This window comes from Novosphingobium sp. AAP83 (genome assembly GCF_001295795.1).
Lineage (GTDB): Bacteria > Pseudomonadota > Alphaproteobacteria > Sphingomonadales > Sphingomonadaceae > Novosphingobium.
In genome coordinates, this window is record NZ_LJHY01000010.1 from 83,985 (window position 1) to 104,791 (window position 20,807).

Consider the following 20,807-nt stretch of genomic DNA (forward strand, 5'->3'; position numbering starts at 1 on the left):
TGAAGTAGGAAAGGTAACCTTGCGGGCAAGCCAGCTTAACCCTAGCTAAGGCCCATGGCAGATCCTTATTCCACTCTGGGTGTTCCCCGCAGCGCAACCGAGAAGGACATCAAGTCCGCATATCGCAAGCTTGCCAAGGAATTGCATCCCGACACCAACAAAGACAATCCCAAGGCAACCGAGCGCTTTTCCGAAGTGACCAATGCCTATGACTTGCTGTCTGACCGCGACAAGCGTGCGAAGTTCGATCGCGGCGAGATTGATGCTGATGGCAATCCGGCGGGGGGTTTTGGCGGCGGCGGCTTTAGCGGGGGCGGCTTCGGCGGCAATCCGCGCGGGCACCAAGGCGGTTTCGGTGCTTCACCCGAAGGCATCGACATTGGTGATATCTTCGAAGGCCTGTTCGGAGGTCGTGCCGGTGGAATGGGTGCCGGAATGGGTGCCGGAATGGGCGGGGCAAGGCGCGGCCCGCCGCCCAAGGGCGCAAACGTCAATTACCGGCTGCAAGTGTCCTTCGTCGATGCCGCCACGCGGGCGGATCAGCGGATCACCTTGTCCGATGGCAAAACGATAGACCTAAAGCTCCCTTCAGGATTGGAGCAGGGCCAACAAATGCGGCTGGGCGGCAGGGGAGAGCCCGGCCCCGGCGGCAACGGCGATGCCATCGTCACCATCGAAATCGGCGCGCACCCGTTTTATGAACGCGATGGCGACAATCTCCGCATGGACCTGCCGATCAGCCTGACAGAAGCCGTGCATGGCGCAAAAGTGAAAGTACCAACCGTTGATGGCCCGGTGATGTTGACAGTTGCCCCCGGCACATCAAGCGGACGCACGTTGCGGCTGAAGGGCCGGGGCTTTTCGCGCAAGGACGCCACGCGCGGCGATCAACTGGTGACGCTGCAAATCGATCTGCCCGCCGATGATGCCGATCTGAAGGCGCGTCTCGATGGTTGGCTGGACGCAAGAGACATCCGAAGCAAGCTGGGTGCCTGAACCGGCAAAGATGCCGCCGCCGCTTGGCGGCGCACCGGACTTATCGCCCGAAGCGCGGCGGCGCGAGGCCTTGCGCTGGCGTGAAGGCCTAGCCGAAGCGCGCGAACGCCTTGGGCCGGGCAACAGGGCTTGGGACGTGGCCAAACGCGTGTTCGTTGGCGCATGGAATGATGGTTCGATCCATGCGGGCAACCTTGCCTATATGATGATCATCGCGCTGTTCCCCTTTTTCATCACTGCCGCCGCCGTTTTTTCCGCCATTGGCGAGCCCGACCAGCGGGCAGCGGCGATCAACACCGCGCTGATCGCCTTGCCACCAGTGGTGGCCGAAGTGATCGAACCGGTTGCGCGCAGTGTGATCGATGCGCGCAGCGGATGGTTGCTGTGGGCGAGCGGATTTTTCGGGCTGTGGACAGTTGGCAGTCTTGTGGAAACAATGCGCGATATCTTGCGCCGCGCTTATGGCACGCAGTGGGAGCACGCCTTCTGGCGCTATCGTCTGGCATCGACCGGCATCACCCTGGCCTCGGTCGTGCTGATCCTGCTCTCGATCATCGCGCAAGTTATCATCGGCACCGTGCAAGAGGTGATCGGGGCATTTCTGCCGCAGTTCAATGCCTTGATCGGCATGCTGTCGCTAAGCCGGATCGCGCCCGCGTTCATTCTCTACGGCGCATTATGGCTGCTGTTCGCCTCGCTCACCCCCGGCGCTTACCGGGGCCGACGCTACCCGAAATGGCCGGGCGCTTTGTTCGTAACCCTCTGGTGGATAGGCGTAACGACAATGCTGCCCACCGTTCTGCGCACGTTCTTTTCCTATGATTTAACCTATGGCAGCCTTGCCGGAATGATGATCGCTCTTTTCTTTTTCTATCTTGTCGGCTTAGGGATGGTGGTTGGGGCCGAACTCAACGCCGCGCTTGCCGAAACACCGGAAGAGCGTGACATGCTGGGACAGGCTGATGAGCGCACCCGTGTGGTGCGAGAGACGATAAGAAGCGAGAACGAGAGCGCATGACCGGATTGATGCAGGGAAAGCGGGGCCTGATCATGGGCTTGGCCAACGACAAATCGCTAGCATGGGGTATTGCCCAGAAGCTGCGTGAACAAGGCGCGGAACTCGCGTTTTCTTATCAGGGTGAGGCGCTGGCCAAGCGTGTGCGTCCACTGGCTGAAAGCCTTGGGAGCGATTTCCTGATCGAATGCGACGTGTCGGATATGGACGCGCTCGACACCACGTTTCAAACGCTAAAGGCGCGCTGGCCGACGATTGATTTCATCGTCCACGCCATCGGTTATTCCGACAAGACGCAACTGCGTGGCAAGTTTTACGATACCACGCTCGACAACTTTTTGATGACGATGAACATTTCGGCCTATAGCTTGGTTGCCGTAACCAAGCGTGCCGTTGAAATGATGCCAAATGGCGGCTCCATCGTCACGTTGACCTATTATGGCGCGGAAAAAGTTGTTCCGCATTACAACGTGATGGGCGTGGCCAAAGCCGCGCTCGAAGCCAGCGTCAAATACCTTGCCAACGATTGCGGCCCGATGGGCATCCGCGTGAACGCGATTTCGGCTGGCCCAATCAAGACACTGGCCGCCAGCGGCATCGGCGATTTCCGCTACATCCTGAAATGGAACGAGCTGAACAGCCCGCTGCGCCGCAACGTGACCATCGACGATGTCGGCGGCGCAGGGCTCTATCTGCTGTCAGACCTGGCTTCGGGCGTGACAGGTGAAACGCACCATGTGGATGCAGGCTATCACACTATCGGCATGAAGCAGGAAGACGCGCCGGATATCGCGCTGAGCTGAGGCGAGCTTTCTGCTGAATTCGCGAAGCGAAGTTGTTTCGCGCAGAGGCGCAGAGGAAGCAGGGGCCGCAGAGGCGTTGCGCAACTTCTCTGCGCTCTTTGCCTCCTCTGCGCCTCAGCGCGAAACTTTTTAAATCGCTACACGGTTAAGGCTGCGCAGGAGTCGCCGGCGCAGGCTCGCCATCGCGTTCGCGCTTCAAACGCGCTTCGTATTCTTTTTCAATCTGCTCAACGCGCGCTTGTTCGGCGGCGGCTTCGGCGTCAATCGTCTCAAGACGCTTGGCGCGCTCTTCTTCGATCAGCTTGCCAAACTGGACGTCCGGCGAACTTTTCTTTTCGGCGTAAGCGCGGTTAACCAAGTTCAGGACACAACCGGTTGCACCGCCAGGGCCCACCGCAGAGCAAGAGTTGACCCCGAACGCGCCAACCGTCTCATAAGCGCGCACGCGTTGACTCCAGGCCTGGTTTACAGGCGCATTGGGATTATCACGGAATGGTTCGGGAATGCGGAAGCGCTCCTGCTCGTCTTTGCGCGCGCAGACCGTGATCGTGCCATCAGGCGATGCCGGGCACGGATCATCACCATAGACGATAATCTGGTTGACCCGCTCTCCGGCGGGATCAGTTAGCGCCGAATTCTGCCCGTGAGCCGGGAGAGCAAAAGCGCCAGCGGCAAAAAGGGCGGCAGGGATCAGGCGCTTCATCATGGAATCTCCGGTCAGCTTTGCCCCAATATAGGCCCGCCGTGCTGTGAATGGTAGATGAAGCTTGGGAAATTGCCTGCAATCAAATGCGCATCAAATCCGTTTGCTGGCCGCAATCGCCACGCGGCAGCCCAAACGGATGGCTTGGAACAGCACCGGATAGGCAGGCGCTTTTTCCGCACCTGCGGCAAAAGCGGCGTCACGATGCTCACGCTCATCGTCACGAAATTCGCGGATCATCGTGGCCAATTCAGGGTCTTCATCGCCCAGTTCTTCGAGCTGTTCGGTATAGTGCTTGTCAATTTCCGTCTCAATCGCGGCGGTGCAGGCCATAGCCGCTTCGGGGCCGAGCAGCGCGGTGGCGGCACCAAGCGCAAAGCCAGCGGCAGACCACACCGGTTGCAGCAACGTGGGACGCACGCCGCGTTTGGCAATCAGCGCATCAAACTTTTCGCGGTGCACCGCTTCTTGTTCGGCCATCGCGGCGATTTCTGCCGAATGCGGCGCGCGGTTGCCCATTACGGCCAACTGGCCTGCATAAATGCATGTCGCGCCGAATTCTCCGGCTTGATTGACGCGCAGCATTGAGGCGTTCTTGACCACGATCAGGCTCCCTTTCGGCCTTTGCCGAGCAACGCGAATATTAGCACAGCGCCACCGATTGATAGCAAGAAGTTATACCCGGCCAGACTAATCCCCAAGAGAGACCAAGGGGCGACATCGCAACGGACAATCGGCGCGTTCATAATCGCGTCGAGCGGATTGCCGCCGCTCGCCATTGTGGCACAAGAGGTGATCCCTTCCCACCAGCCATATTCAACGCCAGCGTGAAACCCGCCGATCAGGCCCGATGCGCCGATGCAAATGGCCGCAAGAATCACCGCCAGATCGCCTGCGCCTTTCCCGCGAATAGTCAGCGCCAGAACCGCCAGCACAATGGCGGCGACGTGCGGATAGCGTTGCCACCAGCACATTTCACACGGATAGAGCCCAAAGCCATATTGCGAAATCAGCGCGCCCGCCATCAGCGCGGCGGGCACGATCAACGCGAGCGCATAGGCGGCGTTTCTGGACTGGACCGATGTCATGGCCCCCGCGCCTTATTACCGCTTCAGCTTGGCCACAAGTGCACTACGGGGCGCAGTACGGTTTAGCGTTTGCACCGCATAATAAAGCTGGAAGTCCTTGATATTTTTGGCCTTCAACTCTTCCGGTGTCATCTTGAAGCGCGGATCGTCGATCTTGTCCTTTTCAAGATCCTTGTCGTCCAGCTTGATTTCATTGATCAAATGGCCGCGCAGATCGCTTTCACGATAAGACCGCATCGCGCGCTTGCGCAAATCCGGATCGGAAATCTGCGGCACGGCAATATCGGGATCGATGCCGCCTTCCTGCACCGATTTGCCCGACGGCGTATAATAGCGCGCGGTCGTCAGCTTAATCGCAGTATCGCGGTCGAGCGGGATCAGCGTCTGCACGCTGCCCTTGCCGAAGCTGCGCTGGCCCATCACCACAGCGCGGTGCTGGTCTTGCAAGGCGCCCGCCACAATTTCCGAGGCCGAGGCCGAGCCTTCATCGATCAGCACGATCATCGGCACGCCCTTGGCAATATCGCCCCGGGTCATCATTTCAGCCGGATAGACCTCGTTATCGCGGGCGTAGCGGCCACGTTGCGAAACAATGGTGCCCTTATCAAGGAACAGGTCGGACAAGGCCACAGCCTCATCCAGCAAGCCGCCGGGATTGCTGCGCAGATCGAGCACGAGGCCAGTGACTTTGCCGCCCGTCTTGGCCTTCGCTTCGTTCCACGCCTTTTGCACCGAAGCGCCCACATCGGCGCTGAAGCTGGAGACGGAAATGACCGCGACGTTGCCCTGAACCTCCCATTCGACAGGCTTGAGTTCGATGATCTTGCGCGTGATCGTGACGTCGAACGGCTCATCGCGGCCCGGGCGGAATACGCTGAGGCGGATTTGCGTGCCCGGAACGCCGCGCATCTGATCCACCGCTTCATCGAGCGATCCGCCGTAGATCAGCTTGCCATCAAGGTGCGTGATGTAATCGCCGGCCTTTATGCCGCCCAAATCCGCCGGGCTGCCCTTGGTTGGCGCGATGACTTTGACTGCACCATCATCAAGCGTAACCGACAGGCCAAGCCCGCCGTAGGAGCCTTCGGTCTGGGTGCGCAGATTTTCGAAATCGCGTGCATCCAAATAGGAACTGTGCGGATCAAGCGTTGCGAGCATGCCCGAAATCGCGCCCTTGAGCAGTTTTTCATCGTCCACCGGCTCGACATAATTGGCCTTAACCCGCTCATATACCGCAACCAGTTTGCCGAATTCGGGGCCCGAGCGCGCGTCAACTGCGGCAAGGCCAGCCGTGGTGACCGGCAGCAGAGCAACAGCGGTTACAAGCGCGGTGGCGCGCAGGAGAGGAGCCAGCTTCATTGCCCTTGGGGCCTTTCGCGAAGGTGCATGCATATGACAGTTGTATAACCGCCCGTGAATTAACGCCAGATGAGGTTTTGGGGCAGCGTTATCAAGTTTATCCGCCAACATGCTCCAGCGGGTTCACCGGTGTGCCATCGCGGCGCAGTTCCACCGTCAGCACCGGTCGCCCCGGCCCGGCACCGCCGAGCGGAGAGCCTTGGACGACTTTTTCGCCCACGGTTGCGCTAATTCGGCCAAGGTTGGTGACCAGCGTGGTCCAGCCGCCGGAATGCTCGACAATCACGATGCGGCCATAGCCGCGATAGGCCCCGGCAAAAGCGACGCGACCATCGGCAGGGGAAACAACTTGCGCCCCGCCGCTGGCGACCAGCGTGATCCCGGTGGTAAGGCCCACTTCGGCGCGCTCGCCAAAGCCGGAAACGAGGCGGCCTGAGACGGGCAGTATCCAGCCAAGGCCTGAAGGTGGTGCCGGGGTGGCGTTGGCGGGCGAATCGACCACCAACAGCACTTCGCCGGGGCGGCTTGGTGGAAGGACAGGCCCCGGCAGCGCTGCTAGGCGCGCGCGCATCGTGCCATCGGTTTCAAGCTGCCCCATCAGCGCGGACAAATCGCGCGCCTGTTCGGCCAAAGCCATCGCCCGGTCTGCTTCCCGGCTGGCGACGCCTTGTGCCGCGCGGCTCTCAAGCCGCTGGCGGCTTTCCAGCGCGGCGAGCTCGGTCTGGCGTTGTTTGAGCACTGTTTCACTGGCCTGCCGCTCCGCCGTGGCAAGACGGGCGTCTTCTTGCAGCTTGCGGCCGCGCTGGATTTCAGCGCGCAAACCGGCGGTGCGGCGCTGCACTTCGGGCAGCATGGTTTCCATGACAGCGCGCAAATAGACCGTATCGCGCAAGGATTCGGAGCGGACGAGGCTGAACACCAGCGGGCGGCGCGCCATCATCTGCAAGGCCGCCGTCAACCGCACCACCGGCTCTTGTCGTTCGGCCATGCGCCCGCGCAACTTCTCGCGCTGGCGATCAATCCAAGCGATTCTGGCCCCTGCCAGCTCGATCTCGGCCTCTGACTGCTGGATGCGCGCCGCCACAGCAGCAGTTTCGCGGGCGGTGCGGTCTGCTTCGGCGCTGGCGGCGCGGGCGGATTGTTCGAGCTTTTCGGCCCGGGCGCGGGTTTGTGCCAGCGCTTGTCCGGCAAGGCGCAAAGCCTCCCCCGCCTCACCGGCATCGGCATAGACGCTGGCCTGCTGCGCCGTAGCTTGCCAGCCCGCAAGACCGGCCAGCACCAGCATCGCAAGAACAAAGGCGCAGCGTGACATCATGGCAGTGCTTATCCCTCGCGGTGATAAGGATGGCCAGCAAGAATGCTGGTAGCGCGCCACAACTGTTCGGCCAGCATCGCGCGGGCCAGCATATGCGGCCACGTGGCTTTACCAAACGCGATCAGAAGGTCTGCCGAATCACGTGAGGAATCATCGTGGCCATCTGCTGCGCCGATCAGGAACCGCGTTTCGCGCACCCCATCATCGCGCCACCGGCCAAGAATGGCGGCAAATTCGCTGGAGGTAAGCTGCTTGCCGCGCTCGTCCATTGCCACGGTGCGCGACGGGCTTTGTGCAGGCGGCGGAATTTGCCCGCCACGATCAGGCAGTTCGGTAACTTTCCAGCCCCACGAAATGCGCTTGGCATAACGATCCACCAATTCCGCTTCGGGCGAGCGGCCGATCTTGCCACGGGCGATGATGTGGAGAAGCATTCCAGCGGTGTAGCGGGGATTGCCGGGGAATAGAAGACAAGGGGTTCGCGCAGAGACGCAGAGAAGAAAGGGAGGCGCGGAGAGGCTGCATTTGCGGCGATGTCGCCCTCTCAGTCAGACCTTGCGAAACAGTGGAGTGGAGAATGAGACATAGGGCCGTCCGGCCCCTTTTTTATCTCTGCGCCTCCCCTTCTTCTCCGCGTCTCTGCGTGAAACGAAAGAAAAAGCGTCCCCTAAACAGGATGGTTGCGAAACTTAACGCGCCACCGGCGGGTTTGATCGTAGCGGGGTGGGCTCCAACGCCGCGAACTTCGCCAGATCCGCCCTGCCCAGCATCAGCACATCCTCATGCGGCACCGAGTTGGTCAGCGCATAGAAGGCTGCGGCATTCTCGCCGGTGAGGCCCATTTCGCGGTAGTAATTGACGTAGGCCTTGTTGACGGGATCATTGGCAGCAAAGTCATCGGGTTCGCGCCCGTTTTCATCAATCCACGAATGGACAACAAAGGCCGCGTCCGGCGCGGCGCTACGGGTGGCGCCTGCAAGGAAAAGCTCCACCGCGCCCGACCGCACAGAACCGTGATCGGGCACATGGGTGGCGATGCCGCGCGCGCGGATCATCCGGCCCAGACGCAAGTTGGCGTAATCATCGACCGTGCCCGGGCAATCGGCCATTTCCAGCACGGCAATGCCGGGATAGGCGCGCAGCATCTTCTGGAAGTCTGCGGGTGAATAGCTGTCCGTCTCGGCCACCAGCGCGGCGCGCGTATCATCCAGCACCGTGAACGGCCCGAAACTGGCCAATCCCCTACGTGCCTGCGGCTGGTGCAGCCCGACCAGACGTTCGGACCCGGCCTCTTCTACCTCGACGACGGTCGTCTCGGTCCATTTGACGCCGTTTTCCACCCATGTGCGGGTATAGACCTCACGCGCCGCAGCAGGCTGGCAGGCCAAAAGCGCGGCGAGGGCAGGAAGGATCAGGCGGCGGAACATGAAGTGTTAATCGGCCCGGGCATCTTGCCGAATTGCGAAGGAAGGCGGTTAAACTGCGTTTACTTTGATATTTGCAACGGCAGAGGGGTTCACGCAGAGACGCGGAGAAGAAAGGGAGGCGCTGAGATGCTGCGGATGGCCGCAAGGCCAATGGTGTCTTGCCAACCTTGCGGCAAGGGCATTGTGGGAGTGCGGAGAGCGGCTCTGCCGCAAAAGCCACCGTCCCCGCGTCTCCCTTTCTGCTCCGCATCTCTGCGTGAACCCTCCAAGTGCCTCGAAAATGGCGTAATCCTGTCGCTTTCGCTTCCCCCCGCGCGATTCACTAAGCATTGTCCCGCATTGGACAGGAGAGTTCATGGTCGCACTGGTATCGACGGTTGCCTATCTCGGGCTTGAGGCGCGCAGCGTTGAAGTGCAGTGTCAGGTGGCGCCGGGGATGCCCGCGTTCAAGCTGGTGGGCCTGCCTGATAAGGCCGTGGGCGAAAGCCGGGAGCGGGTATCATCCGCGCTCTCGGCGCTTGGCCTTGCCTTGCCGCCCAAACGGATAACGGTGAACCTGTCGCCCGCTGATCTGCCCAAGGAAGGCTCGCATTATGATCTGCCCGTGGCGCTGGCGCTGCTGGCGGCAATGGGTGTGGTCGATTTGGAACAGATTGCCGATTATGTGGCGGTGGGAGAACTGGCGCTGGATGGCCGCGTCTTGCCATCGCCGGGCGTATTGCTGGCGGCATTGCACGCCAGCGGGCAGGACAAGGGCCTGATCTGCCCCGCCGCGCAAGGGCCGGAGGCGCGCTGGGCCAGCGGGATCGATGTGATCGCCGCGCCCGATCTGGTCGGCCTGCTCAATCACCTCAAAGGTACGCACCGCCTGCCCGCGCCGAAACAGGGCGAGGCCGAACCCCCGCGCCGCCGCGCCGATCTGAAGCAGGTGAAGGGGCAGGAAACCGCCAAGCGCGCGCTCGAAATCGCGGCGGCCGGTGCGCACAACCTGCTGATGAGCGGGCCTCCCGGCGCTGGTAAATCGCTGATGGCATCATGCCTGCCCGGTATCCTGCCCGAATTGACGCCCGCCGAAGCGCTCGAAGTTTCTATGGTCGCCTCAGTCGCCGGAACGCTGGAGGATGGCCGGATCAGCCGCGCCCGCCCGTTTCGTGCACCCCATCATTCCGCTTCGATGGCGGCGCTGACAGGCGGCGGATTGAAAGTGCGCCCCGGTGAGGTCTCCCTCGCGCATCTGGGCGTGCTGTTCCTTGATGAATTGCCCGAATTCCAGCGTGCTGTGCTCGATTCGCTGCGCCAACCGCTCGAAACTGGCGAAGTTACCGTCGCGCGCGCCAATGCCCACGTTACCTTCCCCGCGCGCGTACAATTGATCGCAGCGATGAACCCCTGCCGCTGCGGCCATCTTGGCGATCCGGCGCTGGGGTGCAGCCGCGCGCCGCGCTGTGCCGCCGATTATCAATCCAAAGTCTCCGGCCCGCTGCTCGACCGGATCGATCTGCACGTCGAGGTTGATCCGGTCTCCGCCGCCGATCTTGCGCTGCCGCCGCCCGCTGAAGGATCGGATCAGGTCGCCGCGCGCGTGGCACAGGCCCGCGCAATCCAGACCGCGCGGCTGGAGGGCACGGGCCGCCGCACCAATGCCGAACTCGATGCCGAACTGCTCGACACTTATGCCACGCCCGATGAGGCAGGCCGCCGCCTGCTCGCCCAGGCCGCCGAAGCGATGCGCCTTTCAGCGCGCGGCTACACCCGCATGCTGCGCGTCGCGCGCACCATCGCCGATTTGGGCGGCGCAGACACCGTGGGCCGCATCCACATCGCCGAAGCGCTCAGCTACCGCAGGGTTGCGCCAAGGGCTTAGACGCTTCGCGCCCTTTGCGCCTTTGCGCGAAACAAGAATCAGAGACTACGCCCGATAAAGATCAGCACCATTGCCCCCACAACCGAGGCGAGACAGCCCGCGCGGTTCACCCCGTCGCCAAAGGTGCCGCCGCTACGCCAACTGGCGAACACCCCCGCCACCAGTGCACCACCCACGCCGAGCAAGATGGTCTTGAGCAGGCCAATATCGACAGCACCGGGATAGAAAAACCGTGCCAGCACGCCGATCACCAACCCGGTAAATACGATGGATATAATATTCAGCACGGTCGCGCTCCATTTCTGTGGACACTTGATATGGGGACGGTTGACCGGTTCTTGTCCACAATTTGATGACCGGCACCAAATAAATTCCGATGAGCGTCAATTGGCACTTGAACTACCGCTTTCTCGGCGCGTCGCTGCACTGCAACATAAGGCATGAAGCGACGAAACGAATCGGACATGCGACGAAGCGAGTCCCCATCAGCACCTTTACCCTCTTGTGTCTGGAACCGGTTAGGGCACTATGGGTTGTGGTCAGACTTCGGGGGAACCTCTAGACCTTGTTTTAGAACTTTGATCCGCATTTTTCGCATGTTGGCAATGGTTTGCCGCTGGGGAAGCGTTTCGGGTTGTGATTTGTGTTTGCTGCGGTGCGGTTACTGGGAAATATGTTCCCGATGTGTTCCAAATCCGCTATGTCGGGGCATCAGCCCTGATTCGATGGAACGATATGCCCGATCGCTCTGCGCGGGCATTCATACAGGGGTTATGACGTGGATTTCAGAACGGCAGATAGCGCGGTGGCCGCACAGGACGAACTGGCCCTTGCTGAACAGGCATCTGCCGAAGACGCAAAGGCGATTGATATGAGCACCCAAGACGAAGGCAGCGATGCGCTGGTCGCCGGAATGGCCGCAAGCGCCGCTGCGGCTGTGATGGCTGCTGCAGCTGAACCGGAAAGCGATTCCAAGAAGGTCAATCCGCGCCGCTTCACCATCGTCACCGATCATGCGCGTGATGCGCGCCTCACCGATTTCGGCAAGGACACGCTCGACGACCGCTATCTCCTGCCCGGTGAGAAGTATCAGGACCTGTTCGCGCGCGTGGCCGATGCCTATGCCGATGATCAGGAACACGCCCAGCGGCTGTATGACTACATCTCGAAGCTGTGGTTCATGCCGGCAACGCCCGTGCTGTCGAACGGCGGGACGGGACGCGGCTTGCCGATCTCGTGCTATCTCAACTCGGTTGACGATAGCCTTGAAGGCATCGTCGCCACGTGGAACGAAAACGTCTGGCTCGCCTCGCGCGGCGGCGGCATCGGCACCTATTGGGGCCAGGTGCGCGGCATTGGTGAAGCGGTTGGCCTGAACGGCAAGACCAGCGGCATCATCCCGTTTGTGCGCGTGATGGATTCGCTGACCCTTGCAATCAGCCAGGGTTCGCTGCGCCGTGGTTCAGCGGCGTGCTATCTCGATGTCAGCCATCCTGAAATCGAAGAATTCCTCGAAATCCGCAAACCCTCGGGCGATTTCAACCGCAAGGCGTTGAACCTGCACCACGGCGTGTTGCTGACCGATGATTTCATGGAAGCCGTGCGTGATGGCCGCGAACATCACCTGCGTTCACCCAAGGACGGTTCAATCCGCGCCACGGTGGATGCGCGTTCGCTGTTCCAGAAGCTGGTGGAAACCCGCCTTGCCACGGGTGAGCCGTACATCGTCTTTGCCGATACCGTGAACCGCATGATGCCCAAGCATCATCGCGATCTGGGACTGAAGGTGTCCACTTCGAACCTGTGCTCGGAAATCACCCTGCCCACGGGCCGCGATCACCTCGGCAATGACCGTACGGCGGTGTGCTGCCTCTCGTCGCTGAACCTTGAAACGTGGGACGAATGGAACGCAGACAAGCTGTTTATCGAAGACGTGCTGCGCTTCCTGGATAACGTGCTGCAAGACTACATTGACCGCGCGCCCAGCGTGATGGACCGCGCCAAGTATTCCGCGATGCGCGAACGCTCGGTCGGCATGGGCGTGATGGGCTTCCATTCGTTCTTGCAAATGAAGGGCATCGGCTTTGAATCGGCCATGGCCAAGGCGTGGAACCTCAAGATGTTCAAGCACATCGCGGCCAAGGCGGATGAAGCCTCGCTGATGCTGGCGCAAGAACGCGGGCCTTGCCCTGATGCTGCCGATATGGGCGTGATGCAGCGCTTTTCGTGCAAGATGGCGATTGCGCCGACTGCCTCGATCAGCATCATTTGCGGCGGCACATCGGCCTGTATCGAACCGATCCCGGCCAATATCTACACGCACAAGACGCTGTCGGGCTCGTTCGTGGTAAAGAACCCGTACCTGCAAAAGCTGCTGGCCGAAAAGAGCAAGGATTCCACCAATGTGTGGAACACGATCCTCGAAAACGGCGGGTCAATCCAGCACCTCGATTTCCTCTCGCCAGAGGAAAAGGCGGTTTACAAGACCAGCTTCGAAATCGACCAGCGCTGGCTGCTTGAATTCGCGGCAGACCGCACGCCCTATATCGATCAGGCGCAGTCGCTGAACCTCTATATCCCGGCAGACGTTGATAAGTGGGATCTGATGATGCTCCACTTCCAGGCATGGGAACGCGGTATCAAGAGCCTCTATTACCTCCGCTCGAAGTCGGTGCAGCGCGCAGGCTTTGCCGGCGGGGTTGAGGCCGACAACACCGCCACCGCGCCCGTGATGGAACTCGCCGCCGCCGAAACCGACTACGAGGAATGCCTCGCCTGTCAGTAATCGCCCTTTGTTGAGGTAATGTCATGCCCACCCCGGCAGTCACAGCACGTCCCAAGACGTCCGACCGGCTGCCGGGGGGCGTCAGCGCCCTGTTACACATGGCGACACTTCGCGGCTTGCCGGAGGGCATAGCTATCCGCGATAACACTTGTGCTTGCACAATCCCAGTCAAGCCCGCTAAGGCGGCTTTTTCTGTTTTTGCGATCAATTCGCATTATCAAAAGGATTCGTATCATGCGCAAGTGGCATCGCTGGATCACGGTATTTTTCGGCGTTTTCATGCTGTGGATGGCCTTCACCGGAGTCGCCAGCCACGTCACCGCGTTATGGCCAGCTGGCGAGCAGGCAGGACCACCGCCCGTACCTGCGGGCTTCGTCTGTCCCGAAACCATGTTGTGCCGCCCCAAAGCGCCTCCGGGCGGGGTAAAGTCGCTGGTCGGCTGGTTCCATCACCTGCATTCGGGCGAGGAGTTTGGCCCCGTCGGCACGGCCATCTCGCTGATGACCGGTTTAGCGCTGCTGTTCTTCAGCATTTCGGGTCTGTGGATGTATTTCACGATGTGGAAGAACCGCAGCGATCGCAGTTTGAAGCCCGGCTGGTTCTGGAAGTAGGCACGCGCGGGGGTGCCCACCCCGCTGCGACTAACCTCGCCTACGGCTCGCTAAGTCTCGCGGCCCTCCCGCATGCGGGAGGGCAAAAGCAGCGCTCTTCTTCCCCCCTCTCGCATGCGGGAGGGGTCGGGGGTGGGCCTGACTTAAGCCCTCCCCCCTCACCCGCAAGCCTATTCCTCTTCGAACAAATCGTGCGCCACGGCACCATTGGCCGAAAGCCGCACCTTGTCGCCTTCCACTTCGGCCACCAGCCCGCACGACAGGTAATGATGGTGGCCCGAATGGCTGCTGCCTTCATGCCCCGCGTCATTTTCCGCTTTGGTCAGCTTGATGCGGTTGCCGACAATGCCGTCGACGGTGCCCACGTGCGTGCCGTCCGCGCCGATCACTTCCATGTGTTCGCGGATGTGCGCCGACCAATCGGCGTTATTGTTGTTCGCGTGTTCGTGTTCGCCCATGGCAAATCTCCTGCGGTATCGGGAACGTCTGGCCTTCCCGGAGCATCCGGCGGCCTTGCGTCAGGAACGGCCAGCAGCCCCGCCCGTTCCGCACCATTCCTGAGGGCTGCCCGCAAGCCGCCCACCCTGCCCTTCGTGGCTGGGGAAAACTGCCCCGCTATCCCCGGCCAAACGCGCGCCCGCGCTTTGCCCGCCCCCGCCCCATCCCTACATTACCAGAATCAGCACAGGACGCCCGATCATGTCACTTCTTGAAGCCCGCAAGACATATAAGCCCTTCGAATATCCCTGGGCCTATGAATTCTGGAAGCGCCAGCAACAGATTCACTGGATGCCCGAAGAAGTGCCATTGGGCGAAGATTGCCGCGATTGGGCGCAGAAGATTTCCGAGCATGAGCGCAACCTGCTCACGCAGATCTTCCGCTTCTTCACGCAGGCCGACGTGGAAGTGCAGAACTGCTACCACGAACAATATGGCCGCGTGTTCAAGCCGACCGAAGTGAAGATGATGCTAGCCGCGTTTTCCAACATGGAAACCGTGCACATCGCCGCATATAGCCACCTGCTTGACACCATCGGCATGCCCGAAAGCGAATATGGCATGTTCCTTGAGTACGAGGAGCTGAAGGCCAAGCACGATTACCTGCAAACCTTCGGCGTGGACAATGACGAGGACATCGCGCGCACGCTCGCCATGTTCGGCGGCTTTACCGAAGGCCTGCAATTGTTTGCCAGCTTTGCCATGCTGATGAACTTCCCGCGCTTTAACAAGATGAAGGGCATGGGCCAGATCGTCACATGGTCGATCCGCGATGAATCGCTGCACTGCGAAGGCATCACCAAGCTGTTCCACGCCTTCGTGGCCGAGCGCGGCTGCCTGACCAAGGCGGTGAAGGAAGACATCATCGATTGCTGCCAGAAAACGGTGCGCCTTGAAGACGCGTTCATCGATCTGGCCTTTGAACAAGGCCCGGTCCCCGGCATGAGCGCCAAGGAAATCAAGCGCTACATCCGCTACATCGCCGACTGGCGCCTGTCCCAGCTTGGCCTGCCCGCGGTCTACATGATCGAAGATCACCCCCTCCCCTGGCTCGCCCCGCTGCTCAACGGCGTAGAACACGCCAACTTCTTCGAAACCCGCGCCACGGAATATTCGAAGGCCGCCACCAAGGGCGACTGGAACACGGTATGGAGCAGCTTCGACAAGCGCCGCAACGCGAAATCGGCGGCGAATGAGGCCGCGCCGGTTGAGGTTGAGGTGGATATGTTTGCTGGGGCTGGGATCGCGGCGGAGTGATTCTGTCATTTTGTTAGTTACGCAATGGGCGGCGCAGTGATGCGCCGCCTTTTTCTTGTCAAAAACGCCGCATTAAGGGGACAATGACGATAATTGATCGATTGGTTGTTGCCGCAATCAAGCCGGTGGTGTACTGTTTTCCTTGAAAGGAACGGCGCCATGAATGACATTTTGCAAGCGACGCAAGCATTGCGCGATCAGGCATGGGACGCATTGAGATCATCTCCCGCATTTGCTCAAGTATGCGCCCTTGATGATGCCGTTGTTGCAATGGGTGGCGCATCCATTCTTGGGCTTGCTGCAGAAAAGCCTAGCGCTGCGCCGTCTGCAGGCACCTTCCGCCCGTCATCCGGCAATGTGACAATCAACGCGGTTTACAACAAAAGCGCAAAACGCATTTCTCACGCAGCAGCTGCTTATCGAGCGCTGACACTTGCTGGCCGCCCCATGCAATCGCCTGAATTGCTCAATGCTGCGAGAGCTCAAGGTGCGGACATCGGCGGCACAAAGCCCATTATCAATATGACATCATCGTTATCGCGCAGCGATGAGGTTTACAGTTTGCGAATTGGCGGCGTTCCCCACTGGTGGATCATTGGGCAACCGTTGCCGCATGATTATGCTCTAGCGCTTGAGGCTTCACCTCTTGAGCATGGCCAGTCCGGCATATTTGATGAGCAAGAAAGGAGTAATGATGGAACCCCCATAGAACTTGCCCTTTAGAACGGAAAAAGGCCGACCTTTCAGCCGACCTTTCCGTTCGAAAACCGGCATCACGAGATGCACAATTCACGCCCTTAGCAAGCATGATTGTCGCAACTCGTGATGCCACCGTCAACCAAATTCACAGGAGGCGTCTATGCCTAGTGAGGATGGCTATATCTTCCGCCAGTGCATCACGCTGCGCAACGGACAACGGATCTGCAAGCCCAAGGGGCAGGCCTTCCGCATTCCGATCAGCAAGAAGCCGGTGTCGGTCGATCGCCCTGATAACGATAACTGAGTTGCAAGGAGGGTGGTCAAACGACCACCCTCCGTCTCTGCGGAGGCAGAATCATGGGTTACATACGATCATCTGCTATCTGGGCAGCAAAGCACGACCCCATCTCGCTGAGATTGACCTTATGGTTTAAGGATGGAGGGCACCCCTACGATTACTTCGGTGTCCCAAGGCGGGTATATCAAGGATTGCTGACCGCGAGTTCTGCAGGCAGTTATTTTAATGCCTATATCCGCGATCAGTACTCAGCTTGATTTGGATGCTGATTTCCAAGGCGAGTGTATTCAACTTCCCCGCATACCACTCTCACCGTCCCACCTCGACGCAACCGTTGAAGCCCACCCCTAACCCCTCCCGCAAGCGGTAGGGGGATTGTGGGGTGTTTGGGTTTGGCGTTTTGCGTGGGTTTGAAGGGAAGGTTCAAGAAGGAAAGAAGAAGGAAGGACCCATCCCTAGCCCTTCCCGCAAGCGGGAAGGGGACTTTGTTGCTCTTTTTTGCTTTCTTGTCCCCTTCCCGCAGGCGGGAAGGGTTAGGGATGGGCATTCGGCGATAGCCGAAGTTTGCGCGCCTTTACCGCCAGGGCAATTGCGGCAACGACGCCTTCAAGATTCTCGCGCACATCGGCGTTGGTAAAGCGCAGGACTTGATATCCGGCTTGCGTCATGAAGTGATCGCGCGCGGCGTCGTATTCCGGGCGCAGGTCGTGGCTGTGGCCATCGAGTTCAACCACGATCTTCCATTCGCGGCAGAGGAAATCGGCGAAGTAGGGGCCGATGGGCATCTGGCGGCTGAACTTTGCGCCGACGGCTCCGCCGGTGATGGAGCGCCAGAGCAGGCGTTCGGTGGGGGTGGCCGCGCGGCGGAGCGTGCGGGCGCGCTGCGTGTTGCGGGGTTTGAACGCGGGCATGGGGATTTGTTGCGCCTTGGCGGAGTGTGCGCAATCCGGGTTGCTGCGGGATTGGCGGGATTTTCTATAAGAAGGGAAGAAAGGCCCATCCCTAGCCCTTCCCGCAAGCGGGAAGGGGACTTCAGCGAAAAGGGCGGCTCCCCCCGGAGACCGCCCTTCTTTTTGCCCCGCGGTGAGCGGGGGCTTTGACTGTGTTAGCCTTAAGCTGCTTTGGCCTTGGCAAAGCGGCGGCGGGCGACGAGGCCTGCAGCGGCTGCGCCGAACAAGATGATCATCGAGGGTTCGGGAACCTCCGTGCCACTGCTGGTGCCGGTGCTGGTCGTCGTGGTCGTGTTCCCGCTGGTGGTGTTGCCACTCGTCGTGTTGCCGCTGGACGTGGAGGTCGACGATGAGGTTGACGACGACGTTGATGACGAGGTCGAGCTGCTGGTGCTGCTCGATGTCGAGGAACTGGATGTCACGTTGCCCGAGGACGTCGATGACGACGTGCTGGTGCTGACATTACCCGACGACGAGGACGTTGACGACGACGTGCTGACGTTGCCCGACGAGGTCGAGGACGACGAGCTTGACGTGACATTGCCCGAGGACGTGCTTACGTTGCCGCTGGAGCTGGAGACGTTGCCGCTCGATGACGACACGTTACCGCTGGAGCTGGAGACGTTGCCGCTTGACGAAGAGACGTTGCCCGAGCTGGATGTGACATTGCCCGACGAGGTCGACGATGAGGTGGAGACGCCGCCCGTGGAGGTCGAAACACCGCCCGTCGAGGTGGAGGTGGAGACGCCGCCGGTGGACGACGAAATCCCGCCGGTCGATGTCGACACACCGCCGGTTGTGCTGGAACTACCGCCGGTGCTGGTTGATCCTCCGGATGTGGAGGTTGACCCGCCCGAGGTTGATCCGCCCGAGCTGGATGTGGACCCGCCCGAGGTGGAGGTGGAGCCGGTGCTGGTGGACGAGATGACGACGCTGCCGCCGCCCCCACCGCTACCGCCGCCGCCACCGCCGAAGAAGCCGCCGAAGAAGCCTCCACCGAAACCGCCGATGCCGCCGCCCCCGATCACCACAGGCACACCGCCTGCGCCGCCACCCATTGGCTGCGGCGGCATCGGCGGCATATAGGGCACTGGAACCATCGCCATTTGCTGTGCGGGTTCACAGGTCTTGGTAGTGGTTGTGGTCACGATACGGCGGGCGCGGTGCACTTCGCGTGGGGCGGCGCGGCGTGCGATCTTGCGCTTGGCCGGTTGGGCCTGCTTGACCTTGACCGGCTTCACGCGATGAATTTCCCCTCGCGAAGGGGCCTCTGATACGTGGACTGCGCCGCCGCCGAGCATTGCTCCGCCTGCTGCTGCTGCCGCCAGTTTTGCCAAAGCCATCCGAACCGACATGATCTGTGCTCTCGTTCTTCCCTGGGAAAGCGCTTTAGCAAAGAGGGGTTAACGCTCTGCTTGCCTTTCCTGACAAATCCAAAAGCGCAGAACGATAAGGGCAGAGCAATGCCGTTAACCGTGTTGGAGGGGTGGAATCTGCCCGAAAATGGGACCGCGATGGTGTGGCCAGCAACAATGTCCCATTATGGAACCGAATCCGCAGATAGTCCTTATGCAATCACTCATCATCGAAGAGCGATGGGGCCGATCCGGTAGGCGGGGTGATTCCCAAATGCAGCCACCCACGGTCATTCAAGCAGCGCCCGCGCGCGGTGCGAGCGACAAGGCCAAGCTGGATCAAATAGGGCTCGATCACTTCCTCGATCGTGTCACGCGGTTCGGAAAGGCCGGCCGCGAGCGTTTCAACGCCAACCGGCCCGCCTTTGTAGATATCGGCGATCATCATCAGGTAACGCCGGTCTTGCAGATCAAGGCCGATCTTGTCGACTTCGAGCCGGGTCAGCGCGCTATCGGCCACGCCTTGGGTGATGGTTTCAACGCCATCAACTTGCGCAAAATCGCGCACGCGGCGCAGCAAGCGGCCTGCAACGCGCGGTGTGCCGCGCGCACGGCGGGCAATTTCGGTCGCCCCGCCTTTATCAATGCCCACGCCCATCAGCGATGCACCGCGCGCCACCACGCGTTCGAGTTCGGCCACCGAATAGAACTGCAAGCGCACCGGAATGCCAAAGCGGTCACGCAGCGGGGTTTGCAACAAGCCTTGCCGCGTCGTCGCACCGATCAGCGTGAAGGGCGGCAGATCGATCCGCACCGAGCGCGCCGATGGCCCCTCGCCTATGATAAGATCGAGCGCGCGGTCCTCCATCGCCGGATAGAGCACTTCTTCGACCACGGGATTGAGGCGGTGAATCTCGTCAATGAACAGAACATCGCCCGATTCAAGATTGGTGAGCAGCGCCGCCAGATCGCCTGCCTTGGCGATGACCGGGCCGGACGTGGCGCGGAAATTGACGCCCAGTTCGCGCGCGATGATCTGCGCCAGCGTGGTCTTGCCCAATCCCGGCGGGCCGAAGAACAGCACATGATCCATCGCCTCGCGCCGCATCTTGGCCGATTCGATAAACACGCGAAGGTTATCGCGCGCGGCTTCCTGCCCCACGAATTCATGCAGCGTTTTGGGGCGCAGCGCGGCATCGACGTCTTCGTGCTGCCGGTCAGGGGAAAGGAGGGGGTTGTCTGTCATGGAAGATCGGAATCCTGCACTTCACGCGAGTGATGAATTATGCGCAGAATCTGCACCCACCGTTCTTCGACCAAATAGTACACTTGGTGCTGTCCATATGAGACACTGCGAATGCCATCTCCAAGTTCTGGGCGAGCAGGACCCGAGCGCGGATAGCGCCGGAGCCGGTCAAAAACGTTGGAAAAGCCCCGCGAGTATTGATCAGCTCTGTCTTTTCCAAAGATTGTTGCGCCGTATTCGTCAATTTGATCAAGGTCTGCAAACGCGGCTGCAGCCAGCCGGATATCAACCATGCCGCGCCCTGCGGGCAGCGATGATCTCTTCGATCAGATCCTCGGGTTCGCCATCCACAATTCCAGAGGCAAGCCCTTCTGCAATCTGTTCGCGGAGCCAATGAATGCGCTCGGCCCGGTCTTGCTCGCGCCGGACGAGATCGCGCAGCAAGTCAGCGACATCGACGTAATCCCCTGCAGCTGCGCGCTGCTCAAGCCAGTGAAGCATGGATTCGGGGATGGAAAAGCTGAGGTCGGTCATGGC

General features: G+C 60.7%; 25 protein-coding genes. 11 read left to right on the forward strand and 14 right to left on the reverse strand.

Annotated elements, in window-relative coordinates; all coding sequences use genetic code 11:
- The first annotated feature begins 54 nt into the window (after positions 1-54).
- The 3 genes from IP81_RS05620 to fabI are packed head-to-tail and all read left to right on the forward strand — an operon-like array spanning position 55 to position 2,814.
- Positions 55-996, forward strand: coding sequence for a DnaJ C-terminal domain-containing protein (locus tag IP81_RS05620; RefSeq protein ID WP_054106999.1), 942 nt, complete (start codon positions 55-57; stop codon positions 994-996).
- Positions 950-2,014, forward strand: coding sequence for a YihY/virulence factor BrkB family protein (locus IP81_RS05625; protein ID WP_369800708.1), 1,065 nt, complete (start codon positions 950-952; stop codon positions 2,012-2,014). The genes IP81_RS05620 and IP81_RS05625 overlap by 47 nt, the downstream gene beginning before the upstream one ends.
- Positions 2,011-2,814, forward strand: coding sequence for an enoyl-ACP reductase FabI (fabI, locus tag IP81_RS05630; protein ID WP_054107000.1), 804 nt, complete (start codon positions 2,011-2,013; stop codon positions 2,812-2,814). Before IP81_RS05625 ends, fabI begins: the two co-directional genes overlap by 4 nt.
- Positions 2,815-2,959: 145 nt before the next feature.
- On the opposite strand, the gene IP81_RS05635 is transcribed toward fabI, so the two are convergent.
- The 7 genes from IP81_RS05635 to IP81_RS05665 form a co-directional block, all read right to left on the reverse strand.
- Positions 2,960-3,517 (reverse strand): hypothetical protein, encoded by a 558-nt coding sequence (locus tag IP81_RS05635; protein WP_369800709.1) that lies wholly within the window; start codon positions 3,515-3,517, stop codon positions 2,960-2,962.
- 93 nt (positions 3,518-3,610) lie between these two features.
- Positions 3,611-4,102: a demethoxyubiquinone hydroxylase family protein gene (locus IP81_RS05640; protein ID WP_054107085.1), complete on the reverse strand. Its 492-nt coding sequence runs from the start codon at positions 4,100-4,102 to the stop codon at positions 3,611-3,613.
- 20 nt (positions 4,103-4,122) lie between these two features.
- A complete protein-coding gene (locus tag IP81_RS05645; protein ID WP_054107002.1) occupies positions 4,123-4,605 on the reverse strand; it encodes a disulfide bond formation protein B in 483 nt (160 codons plus the stop codon).
- 15 nt (positions 4,606-4,620) lie between these two features.
- Positions 4,621-5,964 carry a S41 family peptidase gene (locus tag IP81_RS05650; RefSeq protein ID WP_054107003.1) on the reverse strand — a complete coding sequence of 448 codons (1,344 nt, stop codon included), beginning with the start codon at positions 5,962-5,964 and terminating at the stop codon, positions 4,621-4,623.
- Between the two features lie 97 nt (positions 5,965-6,061).
- Positions 6,062-7,279, reverse strand: a complete 1,218-nt coding sequence (locus IP81_RS05655) for a murein hydrolase activator EnvC (RefSeq protein ID WP_054107004.1) — start codon at positions 7,277-7,279, stop codon at positions 6,062-6,064.
- Positions 7,280-7,287: 8 nt separating this feature from the next.
- Positions 7,288-7,713, reverse strand: coding sequence for a 23S rRNA (pseudouridine(1915)-N(3))-methyltransferase RlmH (locus IP81_RS05660; protein WP_054107005.1), 426 nt, complete (start codon positions 7,711-7,713; stop codon positions 7,288-7,290).
- A 255-nt stretch (positions 7,714-7,968) separates the two neighbouring features.
- Positions 7,969-8,706, reverse strand: a complete 738-nt coding sequence (locus tag IP81_RS05665) for a hypothetical protein (protein WP_054107006.1) — start codon at positions 8,704-8,706, stop codon at positions 7,969-7,971.
- Between the two features lie 355 nt (positions 8,707-9,061).
- On the opposite strand from IP81_RS05665, the gene IP81_RS05670 reads away from it, so the two are divergent.
- Positions 9,062-10,570, forward strand: a complete 1,509-nt coding sequence (locus IP81_RS05670) for a YifB family Mg chelatase-like AAA ATPase (RefSeq protein ID WP_054107007.1) — start codon at positions 9,062-9,064, stop codon at positions 10,568-10,570.
- A gap of 38 nt (positions 10,571-10,608) precedes the next feature.
- Here the strand turns inward: IP81_RS05670 and IP81_RS05675 are convergent, their stop codons facing one another.
- Complete coding sequence (locus IP81_RS05675) at positions 10,609-10,857, reverse strand: GlsB/YeaQ/YmgE family stress response membrane protein (RefSeq protein WP_054107008.1); 249 nt, start codon at positions 10,855-10,857, stop codon at positions 10,609-10,611.
- A 491-nt stretch (positions 10,858-11,348) separates the two neighbouring features.
- Here IP81_RS05675 and IP81_RS05680 point away from each other — a divergent pair, with 491 nt between their 5' ends.
- Positions 11,349-13,355, forward strand: coding sequence for a ribonucleoside-diphosphate reductase subunit alpha (locus IP81_RS05680; RefSeq protein WP_054107009.1), 2,007 nt, complete (start codon positions 11,349-11,351; stop codon positions 13,353-13,355).
- A 234-nt stretch (positions 13,356-13,589) separates the two neighbouring features.
- Entirely contained in the window at positions 13,590-13,967 is a 378-nt protein-coding gene (locus IP81_RS05685) for a PepSY domain-containing protein (protein WP_054107010.1), read from the forward strand.
- A gap of 170 nt (positions 13,968-14,137) precedes the next feature.
- Here IP81_RS05685 and IP81_RS05690 read toward each other — a convergent pair whose 3' ends face one another.
- A complete protein-coding gene (locus IP81_RS05690) occupies positions 14,138-14,425 on the reverse strand; it encodes a DUF2171 domain-containing protein (protein WP_054107011.1) in 288 nt (95 codons plus the stop codon).
- A gap of 241 nt (positions 14,426-14,666) precedes the next feature.
- On the opposite strand from IP81_RS05690, the gene IP81_RS05695 reads away from it, so the two are divergent.
- The 4 genes from IP81_RS05695 to IP81_RS21630 all read left to right on the forward strand — a co-directional run bounded on the left by IP81_RS05695 (position 14,667) and on the right by IP81_RS21630 (position 16,976).
- Positions 14,667-15,722, forward strand: coding sequence for a ribonucleotide-diphosphate reductase subunit beta (locus IP81_RS05695; protein WP_054107012.1), 1,056 nt, complete (start codon positions 14,667-14,669; stop codon positions 15,720-15,722).
- A gap of 159 nt (positions 15,723-15,881) precedes the next feature.
- Positions 15,882-16,445, forward strand: coding sequence for a hypothetical protein (locus IP81_RS05700; protein ID WP_054107013.1), 564 nt, complete (start codon positions 15,882-15,884; stop codon positions 16,443-16,445).
- A gap of 136 nt (positions 16,446-16,581) precedes the next feature.
- Positions 16,582-16,725: a hypothetical protein gene (locus tag IP81_RS20075; RefSeq protein WP_157573096.1), complete on the forward strand. Its 144-nt coding sequence runs from the start codon at positions 16,582-16,584 to the stop codon at positions 16,723-16,725.
- 53 nt (positions 16,726-16,778) lie between these two features.
- A complete protein-coding gene (locus IP81_RS21630; protein WP_082356008.1) occupies positions 16,779-16,976 on the forward strand; it encodes a KTSC domain-containing protein in 198 nt (65 codons plus the stop codon).
- A gap of 276 nt (positions 16,977-17,252) precedes the next feature.
- Here the strand turns inward: IP81_RS21630 and IP81_RS05705 are convergent, their stop codons facing one another.
- The gene (locus IP81_RS05705) at positions 17,253-17,630 is read right to left on the reverse strand and encodes an endonuclease domain-containing protein (protein WP_054107014.1); all 378 of its coding nucleotides are present in this window, start codon (positions 17,628-17,630) and stop codon (positions 17,253-17,255) included.
- Between the two features lie 200 nt (positions 17,631-17,830).
- A complete protein-coding gene (locus IP81_RS21230) occupies positions 17,831-17,905 on the reverse strand; it encodes a hypothetical protein (RefSeq protein WP_231626243.1) in 75 nt (24 codons plus the stop codon).
- Between IP81_RS21230 and IP81_RS21235 the strand changes: the two genes are divergently transcribed.
- Positions 17,898-18,755, forward strand: a complete 858-nt coding sequence (locus IP81_RS21235; protein ID WP_231626239.1) for a hypothetical protein — start codon at positions 17,898-17,900, stop codon at positions 18,753-18,755. The genes IP81_RS21230 and IP81_RS21235 overlap by 8 nt on opposite strands.
- A 489-nt stretch (positions 18,756-19,244) precedes the next feature.
- On the opposite strand, the gene ruvB is transcribed toward IP81_RS21235, so the two are convergent.
- From ruvB to IP81_RS05725, 3 genes are read right to left on the reverse strand one after another with little or no spacing between them, the layout of a single operon-like run.
- Complete coding sequence (ruvB, locus tag IP81_RS05715) at positions 19,245-20,270, reverse strand: Holliday junction branch migration DNA helicase RuvB (RefSeq protein WP_054107016.1); 1,026 nt, start codon at positions 20,268-20,270, stop codon at positions 19,245-19,247.
- The gene (locus IP81_RS05720) at positions 20,267-20,563 is read right to left on the reverse strand and encodes a type II toxin-antitoxin system RelE/ParE family toxin (protein WP_054107017.1); all 297 of its coding nucleotides are present in this window, start codon (positions 20,561-20,563) and stop codon (positions 20,267-20,269) included. The genes ruvB and IP81_RS05720 overlap by 4 nt, the downstream gene beginning before the upstream one ends.
- On the reverse strand, positions 20,556-20,804 hold the full coding sequence (locus IP81_RS05725; RefSeq protein ID WP_054107018.1) for a hypothetical protein: 249 nt from the start codon (positions 20,802-20,804) through the stop codon (positions 20,556-20,558). The genes IP81_RS05720 and IP81_RS05725 overlap by 8 nt, the downstream gene beginning before the upstream one ends.
- Between the last annotated feature and the right edge of the window lie 3 nt (positions 20,805-20,807).

Coding starts and splice junctions, on each gene's coding strand:
- IP81_RS05725 (WP_054107018.1), bottom strand. CDS start 20,804: ATGACCGACCTCAGCTTTTCCATCCCCGAATCCATGCTTCACTGGCTT.
- IP81_RS05670 (WP_054107007.1), top strand. CDS start 9,062: ATGGTCGCACTGGTATCGACGGTTGCCTATCTCGGGCTTGAGGCGCGC.
- IP81_RS05645 (WP_054107002.1), bottom strand. CDS start 4,605: ATGACATCGGTCCAGTCCAGAAACGCCGCCTATGCGCTCGCGTTGATC.
- IP81_RS05650 (WP_054107003.1), bottom strand. CDS start 5,964: ATGAAGCTGGCTCCTCTCCTGCGCGCCACCGCGCTTGTAACCGCTGTT.
- IP81_RS21630 (WP_082356008.1), top strand. CDS start 16,779: ATGGGTTACATACGATCATCTGCTATCTGGGCAGCAAAGCACGACCCC.
- IP81_RS20075 (WP_157573096.1), top strand. CDS start 16,582: ATGCCTAGTGAGGATGGCTATATCTTCCGCCAGTGCATCACGCTGCGC.
- IP81_RS05700 (WP_054107013.1), top strand. CDS start 15,882: ATGAATGACATTTTGCAAGCGACGCAAGCATTGCGCGATCAGGCATGG.
- IP81_RS05665 (WP_054107006.1), bottom strand. CDS start 8,706: ATGTTCCGCCGCCTGATCCTTCCTGCCCTCGCCGCGCTTTTGGCCTGC.
- IP81_RS05690 (WP_054107011.1), bottom strand. CDS start 14,425: ATGGGCGAACACGAACACGCGAACAACAATAACGCCGATTGGTCGGCG.
- IP81_RS05640 (WP_054107085.1), bottom strand. CDS start 4,102: ATGCTGCGCGTCAATCAAGCCGGAGAATTCGGCGCGACATGCATTTAT.
- IP81_RS05705 (WP_054107014.1), bottom strand. CDS start 17,630: ATGCCCGCGTTCAAACCCCGCAACACGCAGCGCGCCCGCACGCTCCGC.
- IP81_RS21235 (WP_231626239.1), top strand. CDS start 17,898: ATGATCATCGAGGGTTCGGGAACCTCCGTGCCACTGCTGGTGCCGGTG.
- IP81_RS05720 (WP_054107017.1), bottom strand. CDS start 20,563: ATGGTTGATATCCGGCTGGCTGCAGCCGCGTTTGCAGACCTTGATCAA.
- IP81_RS05635 (WP_369800709.1), bottom strand. CDS start 3,517: ATGAAGCGCCTGATCCCTGCCGCCCTTTTTGCCGCTGGCGCTTTTGCT.
- IP81_RS05660 (WP_054107005.1), bottom strand. CDS start 7,713: ATGCTTCTCCACATCATCGCCCGTGGCAAGATCGGCCGCTCGCCCGAA.
- ruvB (WP_054107016.1), bottom strand. CDS start 20,270: ATGACAGACAACCCCCTCCTTTCCCCTGACCGGCAGCACGAAGACGTC.
- IP81_RS05695 (WP_054107012.1), top strand. CDS start 14,667: ATGTCACTTCTTGAAGCCCGCAAGACATATAAGCCCTTCGAATATCCC.
- IP81_RS05620 (WP_054106999.1), top strand. CDS start 55: ATGGCAGATCCTTATTCCACTCTGGGTGTTCCCCGCAGCGCAACCGAG.
- IP81_RS05685 (WP_054107010.1), top strand. CDS start 13,590: ATGCGCAAGTGGCATCGCTGGATCACGGTATTTTTCGGCGTTTTCATG.
- IP81_RS05625 (WP_369800708.1), top strand. CDS start 950: ATGGTTGGCTGGACGCAAGAGACATCCGAAGCAAGCTGGGTGCCTGAA.
- fabI (WP_054107000.1), top strand. CDS start 2,011: ATGACCGGATTGATGCAGGGAAAGCGGGGCCTGATCATGGGCTTGGCC.
- IP81_RS05655 (WP_054107004.1), bottom strand. CDS start 7,279: ATGATGTCACGCTGCGCCTTTGTTCTTGCGATGCTGGTGCTGGCCGGT.